This window comes from Jatrophihabitans sp., from assembly GCF_036000465.1.
Taxonomy (GTDB): domain Bacteria; phylum Actinomycetota; class Actinomycetes; order Mycobacteriales; family Jatrophihabitantaceae; genus Jatrophihabitans.
Map to the genome: position 1 here is coordinate 19,205 of NZ_DASYFV010000008.1, position 14,777 is coordinate 33,981.

The following is a 14,777-nucleotide window of genomic DNA, read 5'->3' on the forward strand; positions in this document are numbered from 1 at the left end:
CCGTGTGGCACAGTTCATCTTCTGTCGCCGCCGGGGAGGGTGGTCGTGGCTGAGGTACGCCCGGAACTGCAGATCATGCTCGAGTCGATGCGCCGCGTCGTCGTGTCGTCCGAACGACTGCGCACCCAGATGGCCGACCACCTCGGCCTGGCCCTCGGTGAGGTCATCATCCTCAGCCTGGTGGGCTACCCCGACCCGGTGACCCCGACCGAACTCGCCGTGGCCCTCGGCCGCAACGCCTCGACCATCACCGCGGCGATCGACCGGCTTGAGACCGCCGGAATGATCGAGCGCCGCTCGCACCCGAGGGACCGCCGCAAGACGATCCTCGTGGTGTCGGAGGAGGGGGAGCGGGCGCTGTCCTGGCTGCGGGACCTCAGCGTCCGCGCGTTCGGGGAGCACTCCCGCGACGCGTTGATCGACATGACCAAGACCTTCGAGGACGCGGCCGCGGCCCTCGACGCCCAGAGCCGCCTGCTCGAATCCGAGCCGTACCGGCGCGCGCCGCGCGGCTGAGGCATTCGCGCCGCGTCTGTGACAGGCTCGGCCGGTGATCGTGCACCTGATCGACGGCACCTACGAGATCTTCCGGCAGTACTACGCACCGCGGCCGGGGCACCTCGACGGCGACGGTCGGGAGATCGGCGCGACCCGGGGCGTCGTGCAGTCCGTCTTCACCATGCTGCAGGACGGCGCGACCCACCTGGGCGTCGCGACCGATCACGTCATCGAGTCCTTCCGCAACAATCTCTGGCCGACGTACAAGTCGAGCGCCGGCATGGATCCGCTCCTGCTCGGCCAGTTCGGTTGGCTCGAGGACGCGCTGCGCGCCCTCGGCGTCGCGGTGTGGCCGATGGTCGACGTCGAGGCCGACGACGGTCTGGCCAGCGCCGCCGCGGTGGCGGCGGCCGACCCGCGGGTCGAGCAGGTGGTCATCTGCACGCCGGACAAGGACCTGGGCCAGTGCGTCGGCGGCAAGGTCGTTCAGCTCGACCGACGCCAGGACAAGCTGATCGACGTCGACGGCGTGATCGAGAAGTTCGGCGTCCCGGCCGGCTCGATCCCCGACTGGCTGGCCCTGGTCGGCGACACCGCCGACGGCTTCCCCGGCCTGCCCGGGTTCGGCGCCAAGACCGCTGCGACCCTGCTCGCCCGGTACGGGCATCTCGAGGACATCCCGGCCGACGCCGCCGACTGGGACGTGACCGTCCGGGGCGCGGCCAAGCTGGCCGCGACCCTCGTCGCGCAGCGCGAGAACGCCGACCTGTTCAAGGTGATCGCGACCGTGCGCACCGACGCCGAGGTCGGCACCGTCGACGACTGGCACTGGAGCGGGCCGACCGCCGCCTTCCCGGCGTGGTGCGAGCGGTTCGGCTGGCCGCGGCTGGCGCAGGACGCGGCCGCACTCGCCGCCGCCCGGTCGTGATCGCGCCCGGTCAGTCGGGCAGCAGCACCTGATCGAGGCCGGACAGCCGCAGCACCGCCGCCACCACGGGGGGCACGCCGCGCAGCGACATCGCGACGTCGCGGGCCACGGCCGTGCGACGCAGGCGGAGCAGCGCGCTCAGGCCGGACGAGTCGATGAACCCGACGCGGGACAGGTCGACGACCAGCCGGTGCCCGGGGCCGGCGTCCTCGAGCAGGGCGGCGCCGCGGGCGACGATCTCGTGCGTGCGGGCGATGTCCAGCTCGCCGGACAGGTCGAGCACGAGCGTGCCGGTGTCGCCCGGCGCCCCGGCCCCGGTCGCATCCGGCCGGTCCAGGCGGAGGACGAACCATACGGTCTTGCCGGGATCGGCGGTGTGGGCATCGACGCCCCAGTCGTCGGCGAGCTGCTGCACGAACGACACGCCGCGGCCGTGCGAGTCGTTCAGCTCGGCGTCGCGGCGCCGGACCGTCCCGGCCGCCGTGTCGCTGCACTCGACCCGCACCCGGTCGGTCTCGCGGACAAGACGGAGCGTGAACTCGCTGGCGGCGTGGATGACGCAGTTCGTGGCGAGCTCGGAGACGAGCAGCTTGAGCACGCCCCGCGTCGCCGGCGGCATCCCCCGGCCGGCTTCGAGTGCGAAGTCGCGCGCGCGGGCCACGGAGTCCGGCGCGGGAGCGAGGCGCAGCTCGACGCACGCGGTCGCGGGCCGGTCGGGCGCCTCGGTGCGACCGATCGCGAGCAGGGCGACGTCGTCGAGCGTCGGCGTGCTGCCGACGAGTTGCAGCATCACGTCGCGGCACACGTCCTCGGGCGGAAGGTTCTCGGTGGCCGACCGCAGGCGACCGAGCCCGACGTCGACCGCCTCGCCGCGGCGCTCGACGAGACCGTCGGTGTAGAGCAGCAGCGTGCTGTGCGCGGGGAGGGTCGTGGTGGTCGAGGTGTACCGCGCCTCGATCACCACTCCGAGCGGCGGACCCGGCACGATCTCGACCAGTTCGGTGCCGGCCGGCGTGGCCAGCACCGGCGGCAGGTGCCCGGCCGAGCTCATCACGAAGTGCTCGAACGGCGGCTCGGACGTCGCGGCCAGCACGGTGACCATCGTCTGGCTCTCGAAGTGCAGCAGCTTCTGGTTGGTCCGTTCGAGCACGTCGTGCACCGGGCCGCCGAGCAGTGCGTACGACCGGATCGCGGTCTTGACCCGGCTGACCATCACCGCCGAGCCGAGGCCGTGTCCGGCGACATCGCCGATCAGCACCCACAGCTGGCCGGACGGCAGCACGAACGCGTCGTACCAGTCACCGCCGATCGAGCGGTCCTCGGCCGGGGCGTAGCGCGAGGCGAACCGCAGGCCCGGCAACGTCGGCAGCCGGGTCGGCATCAGCTCGCGTTCGAGCAGCGAACCGGCCGCCGCCTCGACCGCCAGCCGCCGCGTCTGCACGGCCACCGCGACGCGCTCGCCGGCGAGCTGCAGCAGTTCGACGTCGTACTCGGCGAACGGGCGGTCCTGGAGCCGCCCGACGTGCAGCACGCCGAGCAACTGCGAGCCGACGAGCAGCGGCACCCCGGCCATGCGCCGGATGCCCGTGCGCCACAGGACCGGATTCGCCACGGTCGTGGCGTCGACACGGTCGAGGACGACCGGGGCGCGCCGCGCGGCGATGGTGCCGGCGAACCCGGTGCCGATCGGGACGCGCACGCCCTGCCGCACCTCGTCCTCGAGCCCGCGCGCGGCCCGGGCGACGAGGTAGTCGTCGTCGTCGTGCTGGCGCAGCAGGACGGCCGCGGTGTCGGCGTCCAGGATCGTGCGCAGCCGCTCGAGCACCTCGAGCAGCATGTCGTCGACGTCCAGCCGGGTGAGCCGGACGTCGGTCACGGCGAGCAGGTCGCCGAGCCGTTCCTCGAGACTGCGGTCGGACACGGTTCGAGCTTAGGCCGTGCACAGCACCACGCTGCGCCGGGTGATCACCGGGCACGTCGTAGGTTGAGCGCATGTACACGCCGCCGTTCAACGAGGTGACCGACCCCGACACCGTCCGGGCGATGGTCGCCGCGACCCGCACCGCGTGGCTGGTGACCGTCGGTGAGGACGGCGCGCCGCTCGCAACCCTGCTCCCGATCCTGTGGCGCGGCGACGTCGTCATCGCGCACATGGCCAAGGCGAACGCGCACTGGCGGGCTGTCGCCGACGGCTCCCCGGCGCTGCTGATCGCCGGCGGGCCGGAGGCCTACATCTCGCCGTCGTGGTACGCGGCCAAGGCCGAGCACGGCAAGGTCGTGCCCACGTGGAACTACAGCGCGGTGCACCTGACCGGCACGGTGCGCATCCACCAGGACAGCGACTGGGTGCGGCGCGCGGTCACCGAACTCACCGAGACGCACGAGAACGGGCGCGCGCACCCGTGGCACGTCACCGACGCGCCGGAGCCCTACATCGCCGCCCAGCTCAACGGCATCGTCGGTCTCGAATTCACCGTGACCCGGGTCGAGGGCAAGGCCAAGCTGAGCCAGAACCGCTCCGAGGCCGACCGGGCCGGGGTCGTCGCCGGACTTCGCGACGAACGGCTCGCCCCGCCCGACGACGCCGCGGCCGCGGCCGTGGCCGGCGCGATGCAGGCGCTGGCCGCCCGAGCGGAATCGTGACCACGGTGATCGGTGCTACGCGGCGGGCTCGTACCCGATGAGCCACCGAAGTCCGTACCGGTCGACGACCTGGCCGTCGGTCGCGCCCCACGGGCGGATCTGAAGGTCGTCGAGAACCGTGCCGCCGTCGGCGAGCCGGGCGAACCACTCGTGCAGCGCCGCCGGATCGCTCGTGCCCAGCAGGGAGAACATCAGGCCGTCGACCCGCAACGGCGTCTCGTCGCCGGTCACGTCGGCCGCGAACACCGTGACCGGACCATCGGAGAGGTAGCCGTGCGCGATCGCGTCGGCCGGCCCGTCGGTGCGGCCGAACTCCGCGAGCGTGTGCAGGTTGACCGCGCACCCGAACACGTCGCCGTAGAAGGTCAGGGCCTCCCTCGCGGTGCCGGGCAGGAGCAGGTACGGCGTCAGATCACTCATGAGCTGATCGTGGCATCGACCACCGACACGCGCCGCTCACCAGCCGCTCTGTTCGGCAGCGTGCGTCCTGATGATCTCGCTCGGAGCAGGCCCACAGACCTGTTGCGGGCGCGTTGATCAACGAGGGCGGCGGACCGAACTGTCTCGCGCTTCCCCGTGCTCGACGACGGCGGTGGCGACGACGAGGTCCTCCCAGGACATGCCGACGCTCTTGAACACCAGCGGCCGGTCGGGCGGGAGGGCACCGGGGCCGAGCACGACGTCGCGGAGGGGCAGCAGGTCGCTCGGTGCGAGAGCGCCCTCGGCGATGGCGAGGACGACATCGCCGGCCTCGCGCAGCGCGGTGGCTTTGTCCTCGACGACGACGCTCGCGCGGGCGAGCAGGGCGGCATCCAGCTCGCGGGCGTCGGGTTCGTGCGAGCCGATGGCGATCACGACGGCGTCGTCGCGCAGCAGGGTCGAGTCGAACAGCGGCGACCGGGCCGCCGTCGCGCACACGACGACATCGGCGGCGGCGAGAGCCTCCTGGGCTGCCGGCGTGCGGATCCCGATGGCCGGCAGGGGGGTGCGCGACGGGTCCCGCGCCAGGTACGTCGCGGCGGCGACCGGGCGGACGGCGGCCAGCGTGTCGACGTGCCCGACGGCCTGCGGGCCGGTGCCGAACACGGCCAGGCGCAGCGGGCGGTCGGGCAGCCGGGCGAGCACTGCGGCGACCGACACCGCCGGGGTGCGCAGCGTGGTCAGCGCGGTGCCGTCCACGATCGCGCGCAGGGCCAGGGTGTCGTGGTCGAACAGCAAATACGCGGCGTGGATGCGCGGCAGCCCGCGGCCCGGGTTGTCCGGCGCGACGGTGACGACCTTGACCCCCGCGGACGTCGGCGTCTGCGCCGGCATGAGCAGGAACTGCCCGTGGGCGAGACCGACCGCCGAGCGCGCCGGATCGTCGCTCGGGTCGAGGCCGTCCCGCAGCGCGCCGAGGATCGCGTCGACCGCACCGGTCGGTCCCAGCGCCGCGACCTCGGCCGCATCGACGTACCTCATCGCAGCACGAAGCCCGGCACGAGCGGGTCGTGCGGGTCGATCGAGAAGACGTGCTCGCCGGTGCGATAGGCCATGCCGGTGACCTGCGGGAGCACCGCGCTGCGTCCCCCCACCTCAACGGTCTCCAGCACGGTGCCGGTGAAGGTGCTGCCCACGATCGAGTCGTGCCGCAGCACGGTTCCGGCGGGCAGGCGGCCGTCGGCGGCGAGGACCGCGAGCCGGGCACAGGTGCCCGAGCCGCAGGGCGAGCGATCGACCTCGCCGTCGGCGAAGATCGTCACGTTGCGCTGGTGCACGACGCCGTCGCCGTCGCCGTCGCTGTCGCGGTCGCCGAGTTCGTCGAACCAGATCGTGCCGTAGATGCCGTTCAGCCGCGGGTCGCTCGGGTGGGTCGCGAACTCGGACTCGTTCAGCGCCCACTTGATCTCGCGGCCGATCGCGATGAGCTCGCCGAGGTGCTGCGACGTGACCGAGAGCCCGAGTCGGTCGGCCGGCAGCGTCGCGTAGATCGCGCCGCCGAAGGCCACGCTCACGAGCACCTCGCCGCGCGACGTCGTCACCGGCACGTCACGGGCGACCAGCCAGCTGGCCACGTTGACGAAGTCGACGGCCACCACCCGGGCAGCGTCACGATGCACCCGGGCCGTGACCCGTCCGGACGGGACGTCGATCACGACGTCGACGCTGCCGGTTTCCGGCGCCGCGACCCGTCCCGATTCCACCGCCCACACGCCGAGCGCGATCGTGCCGTGCCCGCAGGCCGTCGAGAACCCGTCCTTGTGCCAGAAAAGCACGCCGAGGTCAGCGCCCGCATCGTCCGGCGGCACGACGAACCCGCCGTACATGTCGGCGTGGCCGCGCGGCTCGGAACACAGCACCGCCCGCAGCGCCTGCGCCGCCGGATCCTCCATCGCCCGCACCCGCCGCTCGGCCACCGTCGCGCCCGGCAGCGGCACGGGCGGCTCGGCCACGATCCGGAACGGCTCGCCGCCGGTGTGGTAGTCCGTCGTCGCAATCGGGGCAGTCGGCATGAGGCAGGTTAGCCAATCGCGGACGGCCGGTTCAGCGGTCGGACGCGACCTCGGCGGAGCGGGTGGCAGCCCGGCTCGCGAGCAGCCTGAGGCCGGCCGCGATGGGGGTGTTCGGGCCGGCGGGGTAGACGTTCAGGCGCAGCTCGGGCTCGGACGGCAACTCCATCGCCTCGAAGTCCTTGGCGTGCGGGTTGCGCCCGGCTCGAGCCGCAGCATGGCGGTGGCGTCCTGGGCGATGCGGTCGTGGTCGAGGACGAAGTCGCCGCCGGCCGGGTCGAGGTGGACGGACCGGATGGTGTTCGCGGGCCGGCGGGTGGTCGCGCCGGCGACGGGCGAGTACAGCGCACCGCCCCGAGATGTTCGACCGGGTCATCCCCGAGGACTGATCCCCGCCCGTCGAGACGGAGGACCGCCAGGCGCACTACGGCGCCGGCGGGTGCGCGCCCGCAGCGTCACGGGCCGGCGAGGACGATCAGGCGTTCCTCGGTCATCTCGCGCACCGACCAGGCCGGCCCCTCGCGGGTGTTGCCCGAGTCGCGGACCCCGCCGTAGGGCTGCTGGTCGGCCCGCCACGTCGGCACGTCGTTGACGATGACGCCGCCGAAGTCGAGCGTGCGGGCGGCGGCGAGCGCCTTGTGGATGTCGGCGGTGAAGACGCCGGCCTGCAGGCCGTAGCGGGTGTCGTTGGCCAGGCGCAGCGCCTCGTCGAAGCTGTCGTAGCGCGTGATCGCAACGACCGGGCCGAACACCTCCTGGGTGCAGAGCGTCAGCTGCGGGTCGGCATCGGCGATCAGGGTCGGTTCGAGGACGCCATCCGGACGCACCGTGCCCCCGGCCAGCACCCGCGCCCCCTGGGCCTCGGCGTCGTGGACCCAGGACAGCACGCGGTCGCGTTCGCCGGTCGAGATGAGCGCCGACACCTCGGTGTCCTCGTCGAGCGGATCGCCGACGACCAGCGAGCGCACGGCGGCGTCGAGCGCGGCCTCGACCTCGTCGGCGATGTCCGCGTGCACCAGCACCCGCTGGGTGGAGATGCAGGACTGGCCGGCGTGGCTGAACCCGGCGAGCCGGATCTTGCCGACCGCGGCGCGCCAGTCGCCGTCGGGTTCGAGGATCACGGGCGCGTTATTGCCGAGTTCGAGACCGACCCGCTTGCGCGGCGCCCGGGCCCGGATGCCCCAGCCGACCTCGGGGGAGCCGGTGAAGGTCACCAGCGCGATGTCGTCGTGGTCGACGAGCGCGTTGCCGATCACGCTGCCCGGGCCGGTGACGACCTGCAGGTAGCCGGCCGCCAGCCCGCACTCCTCGAGCAGCATGCGGGCCAGCAGGATCGAGGAGAACGGTGTCTGGCTGGCCGGTTTGAGCACCACCGGGCAGCCGGCCGCGATCGCCGGGCCGAGCTTGTGGGCCACCAGGTTGAGCGGGAAGTTGAACGGCGCGATCGCCGCCACCACTCCGACCGGGACGCGCAGCACGAAACCGATCCGTCCCTCGCCGGCCGCCGACGCGTCGAGCGGCACCATGTCACCGGTGAGCTGCCGCGCGGTCGCGGCGCTGAACCGCAGCGTCGACACGGCCCGCTCGACCTCGATGCGGGCGGTGCGGATCGGTTTGGCAGCCTCGAGGGCGATGCAGCGGGCGAACTGCTCGACCCGGTCGGCCAGCTTTTCGGCCGCGCGGTCGAGGATCTCGGCCCGGCGCCACTGGGGGAGCGGCCCGCCGTCGAGAGCGCGACGCGCGGCGGCCACCGCACGATCGACATCGGCGGGGGTCAACGACGGCACGGAGCCGAGCAGCGATCCGTCGTAGGGCGCGTGCACCGGCAACCACTCGCTACCGACCCCGTCTGCCCCCACCAGCGGGACGGGAGTGACGGCGGTCGGGTCGATGCCGGGGATGGCGGCCCGGGTGGCGGTCACGAGCCGAGCGGCGGGATCACGCGCTGCGCCCGCAGCGTCTCGAACAGGTCGAGGAAGGACCGGACGGAGTCCTGGTAGTCGAGGAAGCCGAGGGCCCGGCTCTTGGACATGTCGGCGAAGGTCTCGACCTCGCGGCCGAGGTCGGCATCGGTGTGCCACCACGACGCCAGCTCGCCGGCCCGCAGGTCCGTGAGGTCGTGCTCGGCCACGAGGCGCTTCCACACGTCGTCGGCGTGGTCCATGCGACCGTCCAGCGGTGTGGACCGGCCCGGGTAGGGCGCGGCGTCGACCCCGAGGCCCGCGGCCACCTGCGGCCACATCTGCCGCCAGCGGAAGACGTCGCCGTTGGTCGTGTTGAAGGCCTGGTTCCTGGCCGCGGGAGCGGTGGCCGACCACACCGCGTGCCGGCCGAGCAGCCTGGCGTCGGTGATGTCGGTGACGCCGTTGAACTGCTGCGGGCTGCCGGGAAAGACGAACGCCTCGCCGGTCGCGCGACAGATGCTGCCGTACACGGCCAGGGTCACGCCCATGTTCATCGCGTTGCCGAGCGCGTACCCGATCATCGTGTGCGGCCGGTGCACCGACCAGGTGAAGCCCTGCTGCGCCGCAGCGCGGAACAGGATGTCCTCCTGCTCGTAGTAGAAGTTCTGGAAGGCGAGCCGCTCCTGCGTCTCCCGGAAGGGGGTGTCGGCCGGCGCCGAGGCGTAGGCCTCGAACGGGCCGAGGTAGTGCTTGAGACCGGTGACGAGGACCGAATGCTGCAGGTCGGCGGTGACGGCGAGGGCGTCGAGCGTGTTGGCCAGCATCGCACCGTTCACGGCGCAGTTCTGCGCCTCGGTGTCCTGCCGGGACCAGGTGGCGAAGAACAGGTGGGTGATGCCCTTGCCCGCCGTCGCCGCCTCGACCGATCCGCGGTCGAGCACGTCGGCGTACACGTGCTCGACGCCCGGGACCTCGTAGCGCGGGGAACGGGAGAGCCCGACGACCCGCCAGCCCTCGGCGAGCAGGGCCGACGCGATGTTGTAACCCGCAATGCCGGTGACGCCGACGACGAGAGCGGTGCGCTCCATCCGTCCTCCTTGGGTGAGGTGCTGCTTGACGGTGCGACCGAATCGTGCCCGCCACTAGACGCCGCGTCAAGTAATGCTTTACGGTCAGGAACGACGACGTCGCGTCGTCGCGAACACGCGACCACCCCGATACGAGCGGATACCGAAGCGATGGCGACCAGAAGGAACACTCCGGCGCGCGGGCCGGTGGCCGAGGGCGGGGATCCGTCGGCGACCGGCGGCAAACCGTCGCTGAGCGAGCCCGTGGGCACGCTCGGTATCCGGCTCAAGCGGGCGCGCGAGCGCTCCGGCATGTCCCTGCGTGAGGTCGCCCGGCAGCTCGGGGTGTCGCCGGCCTTCGTGTCCCAGGTCGAGAACGGCAAGTCGCAGCCCTCGGTCGCCACGCTCTACTCGCTCGCCCAGCTGCTGGACGTCTCGATCGACGAGTTGTTCGTCGCCGACGACGTGGCGGTGGAGGCCGCGCCCGCGATCTCGGCCGCCGGCCATGGGCCGGTGGCCGTCGTCGACATGGGCGCCGCGCACGCCCCGGGCCAGCCGCTCAGCCGGTCGTCGCTGGGCCCGCTGCAGGACGCCTGGCCGCGCGATCGCGCGCTGGCGAAGCTGTCCGTCACGCGCCCGGGCGAGCGGCACGTGCTGAAGATGGACAGCGGGGTCATCTGGGAGCGGCTGGCCGACAACACCGGCACCGGCCTGGATTTCCTCGAGATCATCTACCCGCCGCACTCGAGTTCCACGACCGGCCAGACGATGCTGCAGCACGTCGGCTCGGAGTACGGCTTCCTCATCGAGGGCGAGCTCGAGATCACCGTCGGGTTCGAGGTACTCACCCTGCACGCCGCCGAGGCGATCGGTTTCGACTCGGCGATCCCGCACCTGCTGGCCAACCGCACCGACCGCGTCGCGCGGGGCATCTGGTGCGTCCGCCACGGCTACGTCTGACGCCTGACCACCCGCTGCCGCGGCCGTCCGGCACCTCGCAACCACGTGTTCGCGCCGCCCGGCGTCCGCCGCGTGCCCTACCCCTGGAGGCTCATGTGAAGGCTCTGCAGTTCGTCGGCGACAACCGCGCCGAGGTCAACGACATCGCGATCCCCGAGATCGCCGAGGACGAGGTACTGCTGGCCGCCCGCAGCGTCGGCATCTGCCACAGCGACATCGAACTGCTGGCCGGGCGCTACATCATCCCCTTCGAGTTCCCTGTCATCCCCGGCCATGAGTGGGCGGCCGAGGTCGTCCGCACCGGCCGCGACGTCCGGACGCTCGGCGTCGGCGACCGGGTCGTCGGCGAATGCGTGATCGGCCAGGAGCACTTCGGCTTCAGCATCAGCGGCGCCGCCGCGGAGTTCTTCGTCGCCAAGGAGTCCTGGCTGCACCGGCTGCCGGACAACCTGTCCTGGACGCAGGGTGCGCTGGTCGAGCCGTTCAGCTGCGGTTACTACGCCACGCTGCGCGCGGACAACCTCGACGCCAGCGACACGGTCGTGGTTCTCGGCACCGGCCCGATCGGGCTCGGGGTCGTCGCCGCCAGCGCCCGGAAGGGGGCGCGCGTGATCGTGGCCGAGCCGAGCGCGGCCCGAGCCCGGGTGGCGCTGTCGCTGGGGGCCGAGGAGGCGGTCGACCCGACCTCGGACAGCTTCCTGGACGAGCTCGCGGCACTCACCGGCGGCGCCGGTGCGTCGGTCGTGTTCGAGGCGAGCGGGCGCCCCGAGGCCATGGCGGTCGCGCTGGAGGTCGCCGCCTTCCGGGCCCGGCTCGTCTACGTCGGCATCGACGTCGGCTCGCAGACGCCCGCGAAGCTCGGGCTGTTCCAGTCCAAGGAGTTGCAGGCCCGCGGCATCATCGGCTCGCCCGGCGTGTGGCCGCAGACGCTCAACTTCCTGTCCCGCAGCGGGGTCGATCTCTCGCCGCTGGTGACCGCGAGCTACCCGCTGGCCAAGGGCGAGGACGCCGTCGCCGCGGTGCTCACCGACAAGAGCCAGATCAAGGTCCACATGACGTCGTCCGCGACGCTCTGAGCGCGGCAGACACGAGGAGTCCGACGATGCGCGCTGCTGTCCTGCACTCCCCGGGTGACCTGCGGCTCGAGGAGCGGCCCTGCCCCACACCGCGGCCGGGGGAGGTGTTGCTGGCGGTCACCTACAACGGGCTGTGCGGCACCGACATCACCGAGTTCACCAAGGGCCCCATGATGGTGCCGCTCACCACGCGGCACCCGGGCAGCGGCCATGTCGGCCCGACCGTCCTCGGCCACGAGTTCGTCGGCCAGGTGGTCGACGCGGGCGAGGGGGCGGACGGCTGGGTCGGGCGCCGAGTGGCGAGCGGTGCCGGCGTCTCCTGCGGGAAGTGCGCGCGCTGCCGCCGGGGGCGGACCAACCTCTGCGACCGCTACTACACGCTCGGGTTGAGCACCGACGGCGCGCTCGCCGAGTTCGTCGCCGTGCCGGCGACCACCCTCCGGGCGATCCCCGACGCGTGCCCGGATCTCGAGGCGGCGCTGGCGCAGCCACTGGCGGTCGGGCTGCACGCGGTGGCCCGCGCCGGCGTCAGCCCGGGCGACACGGTGGTGCTCCTCGGCGCCGGTGCGATCGGGTCCTTCATCCTCGCCGGTCTGGCCGGCCACGACGGCCGGGTGATCGCCGTCGACGTCGACCCGGTGCGGCTCGCCGCCGCGCAGACGCTCGGCGCGACGGAGACCTGTCTCGTCAGCCCGGCCGAGCCGATCGCCGCGGTGCGTGACCTGATCCCCGGCGGCGCCGACGTCGTCATCGAGGGCTCCGGTGTTCCCGGGGCGGCCCAGAACGCCGTCTCGCTGACCGGACGCGGCGGCTCGGTGCTGCTCGTCGGCCTGACCAAGACGCCGCAGAGCCTGGATCTCGCCGATCTCGTACTGCGTGAGATCGCCGTGCGCACGAGCGTCGCCCACGTCTGCGACACCGACCTGCCCCGCGCGCTCGACCTGCTGACCACCCGGCCGCTGTCCGGGTTGCTGGTCGACCGGGTCGTGGACCTGGACGACGTCGTCGACGACGCCTTCCGGCCGCTGGCCGAGGGGCAGGTCGCCGGCAAGGTGCTCGTGAGCGCGCGGCATGGCTGAGGTCGCCGTCCTCGGGACGGGGCGGATGGGCGCGGCGCTGGCCCGCCGGTTCGCCGCCGCCGGGCACCGGGTCACGGTGTGGAACCGGACCGCGGCGGGTGCCCACGCACTCGCGGGCGATGCCCCGCCCGGCCGCATCATCGTCGCGGCAAGTGCTGCCGAAGCGGTCCGTGCGCGGGACGTCGTGGTCGCGATGCTGGCCGACGGCGCCGCGACCTGTGAAGTGCTGCTCGACGCCACGGTGATCGACGCGCTCGCGCCCGGCACCGTCGTGTGCGACATGGCCACCAGCGGTCGAGAGGCTGCGCTGCGCCTTTCCGGCGAGCTCGGGGCGGCTGGGACGCGGTTCCTCGACGCCCCGGTGTCCGGCAGCGTGCCGGCCGTCGACGCGGGCACGCTGCTCGTCATGGCCGCGGGGGAGCCGGACGCCCTGGAGGCGGCGCGACCCGTGCTGGCGGCGGTGGCCGACCGGGTGGTGCACGTCGGCCCGGCGGGCGCCGGACAGGCCATGAAGCTCGCCGTCAACCTCGTCGTGCACGACCTGAACGCGGCGCTGGCCGAGTCGCTCGCCCTTGCCGAACGCTCCGGCATCACGCGGTCGGCCGCGTACGACGTCCTGAGCCAGAGCGTCGTCGCCGCCCCGTACGTGCTGTACAAGAAGCAGGCGTTCCTCGACCCGGAGACTCCGGTGGCGATGAGCCTGGAGCTGGTGGCGAAGGACCTGCGGCTCATCGGTGCGGCCGCACGCTCTGCCGGTGCCTCCCACCGCGTCACCGACGCGGTTCGGGCGCTCGTGGACGACGCCTGCGCCGCCGGTCTCGCCCAGGCCGACATGGCGGCCCTGAGCCGCTTCTCCGGCTGAGCCGCACCGCCGGTCGTCACAACTTCATTTCCATGGTGTCAACCTATTGTGAACACCGCACCTCATTCGTATAGTCCTGTGAAACACATCGCGGCGGTGACTACGCACCGACCGACGAGCCCGGTGAACAGCCCCCACCAGGAGATCCCATGACCGCAGTGGCCGAGCAGGAGACTGCTCCGGAGCGCCGTCGCGTGCGCGCCGTGCCGTCCCGAGGCATGAGCACGGTGCTGATCGCCCTGCTCGCGCTGGCCGTCCTGGGCTACCTCACCGCGCCGAGCAGCATGAAGCAGGGAGCGCTGCTCTCGATGCTGCCGTTCGCCGCGGTGCTCGCGATCGCCGCGCTCGGTCAGACGCTGGTCGTCATGCAGGGCGGCATCGACCTGTCGGTGGCCGGCACCATGTCGCTGGTCGTCGTGATCATCACGCACGAGGCGTACGGCGACAACGGCAAGGTGCTCCCGGCCGCGCTGCTCGCCCTCGCCGCCGCAGTGGCCGCGGGGCTGCTCAACGGCCTGCTGATCGGCCGCTTCGGCCTCAACGCCATCGTCGCCACCCTCGGCACGAACGCACTGCTGTACGCCGGTGTGCTCGGCGTCAGCGGCGGCACCCCGCGCGAGACCACCGACCTCATGGCTCGCCTCGCCGGCAACTCGACGCTGGGCGTGCCGAACGCCGTCTGGTTCGCGCTCGTGGCGGTGGCGCTGGTAACCGTGGTCGTCAAGCGCACCGCCGCGGGACGCCGCTTCGAAGCCGTCGGCGCGAATCCCTTCGCCGCCTTCACGACCGGCCTGCGAATCCAACGCTTCCAGGCCGGGGCCTACGTGTGGGCCACGGTGATGTACTGGCTGGCCGGCGCGCTGCTCGCCGGCATCATCAACAAGCCGACCGCGTACGAGGGTGACAGCTACGTGCTCGCCTCGGTCGCCGCTGTCGTGCTGGGGGGCACCTCCCTGCTGGGGGGCCGGGGCAACCTGGTCGCCAGTGCCCTCGCGGCGCTGTTCCTGACGCAACTGCAGCAGTACGTGCTCGCCCTCGGCGTCACGTTCGCCGTCCAGACCCTGGTGCAGGCCGCGGCCCTCACGATCGGGGTCGCGCTCTACACCGTCAACTGGTCCCGGCTGCGCACCCGGCTGTCCGGGCGCGCACCCAGACCCGCACCCGCATAGCCGTCCTACCGGACCGTCCACCCCCTGCCGCTACCGCGGCCCCGCTCCACAACTCGATCCGAAATCCGTGGCCCACACGGCGATCCCGCCGTGCCCTGAAGC

Annotated in this window: 15 protein-coding genes; 8 read left to right on the forward strand and 7 right to left on the reverse strand. The window is 72.7% G+C overall.

Annotated features, from left to right (window positions below; genetic code table 11):
• Positions 1-45: 45 nt before the first annotated feature.
• Positions 46-516: a MarR family winged helix-turn-helix transcriptional regulator gene (locus tag VGN18_RS02685; protein WP_327538089.1), complete on the forward strand. Its 471-nt coding sequence runs from the start codon at positions 46-48 to the stop codon at positions 514-516.
• A 34-nt stretch (positions 517-550) separates the two neighbouring features.
• Complete coding sequence (locus VGN18_RS02690) at positions 551-1,426, forward strand: 5'-3' exonuclease (protein WP_327538090.1); 876 nt, start codon at positions 551-553, stop codon at positions 1,424-1,426.
• Between the two features lie 10 nt (positions 1,427-1,436).
• Here VGN18_RS02690 and VGN18_RS02695 read toward each other — a convergent pair whose 3' ends face one another.
• Positions 1,437-3,347, reverse strand: a complete 1,911-nt coding sequence (locus VGN18_RS02695; protein WP_327538091.1) for a SpoIIE family protein phosphatase — start codon at positions 3,345-3,347, stop codon at positions 1,437-1,439.
• Positions 3,348-3,418: 71 nt separating this feature from the next.
• Between VGN18_RS02695 and VGN18_RS02700 the strand changes: the two genes are divergently transcribed.
• Positions 3,419-4,069, forward strand: coding sequence for an FMN-binding negative transcriptional regulator (locus tag VGN18_RS02700; protein ID WP_327538092.1), 651 nt, complete (start codon positions 3,419-3,421; stop codon positions 4,067-4,069).
• Positions 4,070-4,084: 15 nt separating this feature from the next.
• On the opposite strand, the gene VGN18_RS02705 is transcribed toward VGN18_RS02700, so the two are convergent.
• From VGN18_RS02705 to VGN18_RS02730, 6 genes are all read right to left on the reverse strand, one after another.
• Positions 4,085-4,489, reverse strand: coding sequence for a VOC family protein (locus VGN18_RS02705; RefSeq protein ID WP_327538093.1), 405 nt, complete (start codon positions 4,487-4,489; stop codon positions 4,085-4,087).
• A gap of 117 nt (positions 4,490-4,606) precedes the next feature.
• On the reverse strand, positions 4,607-5,530 hold the full coding sequence (locus VGN18_RS02710) for a hypothetical protein (RefSeq protein ID WP_327538094.1): 924 nt from the start codon (positions 5,528-5,530) through the stop codon (positions 4,607-4,609).
• Entirely contained in the window at positions 5,527-6,561 is a 1,035-nt protein-coding gene (locus VGN18_RS02715; protein ID WP_327538095.1) for a proline racemase family protein, read from the reverse strand. Before VGN18_RS02715 ends, VGN18_RS02710 begins: the two co-directional genes overlap by 4 nt.
• A gap of 31 nt (positions 6,562-6,592) precedes the next feature.
• On the reverse strand, positions 6,593-6,727 hold the full coding sequence (locus VGN18_RS21165; protein ID WP_327538096.1) for a hypothetical protein: 135 nt from the start codon (positions 6,725-6,727) through the stop codon (positions 6,593-6,595).
• A 286-nt stretch (positions 6,728-7,013) separates the two neighbouring features.
• Positions 7,014-8,480, reverse strand: coding sequence for an aldehyde dehydrogenase family protein (locus VGN18_RS02725; RefSeq protein ID WP_327538097.1), 1,467 nt, complete (start codon positions 8,478-8,480; stop codon positions 7,014-7,016).
• A complete protein-coding gene (locus VGN18_RS02730; RefSeq protein WP_327538098.1) occupies positions 8,477-9,550 on the reverse strand; it encodes an SDR family oxidoreductase in 1,074 nt (357 codons plus the stop codon). Before VGN18_RS02730 ends, VGN18_RS02725 begins: the two co-directional genes overlap by 4 nt.
• A 150-nt stretch (positions 9,551-9,700) precedes the next feature.
• Between VGN18_RS02730 and VGN18_RS02735 the strand changes: the two genes are divergently transcribed.
• From VGN18_RS02735 to VGN18_RS02755, 5 genes are all read left to right on the forward strand, one after another.
• A complete protein-coding gene (locus VGN18_RS02735; RefSeq protein WP_327538099.1) occupies positions 9,701-10,489 on the forward strand; it encodes an XRE family transcriptional regulator in 789 nt (262 codons plus the stop codon).
• A gap of 95 nt (positions 10,490-10,584) precedes the next feature.
• Positions 10,585-11,565 carry a zinc-dependent alcohol dehydrogenase gene (locus tag VGN18_RS02740; protein WP_327538100.1) on the forward strand — a complete coding sequence of 327 codons (981 nt, stop codon included), beginning with the start codon at positions 10,585-10,587 and terminating at the stop codon, positions 11,563-11,565.
• Between the two features lie 26 nt (positions 11,566-11,591).
• Positions 11,592-12,644, forward strand: a complete 1,053-nt coding sequence (locus VGN18_RS02745) for a zinc-dependent alcohol dehydrogenase (protein WP_327538101.1) — start codon at positions 11,592-11,594, stop codon at positions 12,642-12,644.
• On the forward strand, positions 12,637-13,506 hold the full coding sequence (locus tag VGN18_RS02750) for an NAD(P)-dependent oxidoreductase (protein WP_327538102.1): 870 nt from the start codon (positions 12,637-12,639) through the stop codon (positions 13,504-13,506). The genes VGN18_RS02745 and VGN18_RS02750 overlap by 8 nt, the downstream gene beginning before the upstream one ends.
• A gap of 149 nt (positions 13,507-13,655) precedes the next feature.
• Positions 13,656-14,675 (forward strand): ABC transporter permease, encoded by a 1,020-nt coding sequence (locus tag VGN18_RS02755; protein ID WP_327538103.1) that lies wholly within the window; start codon positions 13,656-13,658, stop codon positions 14,673-14,675.
• Positions 14,676-14,777 lie beyond the last annotated feature (102 nt).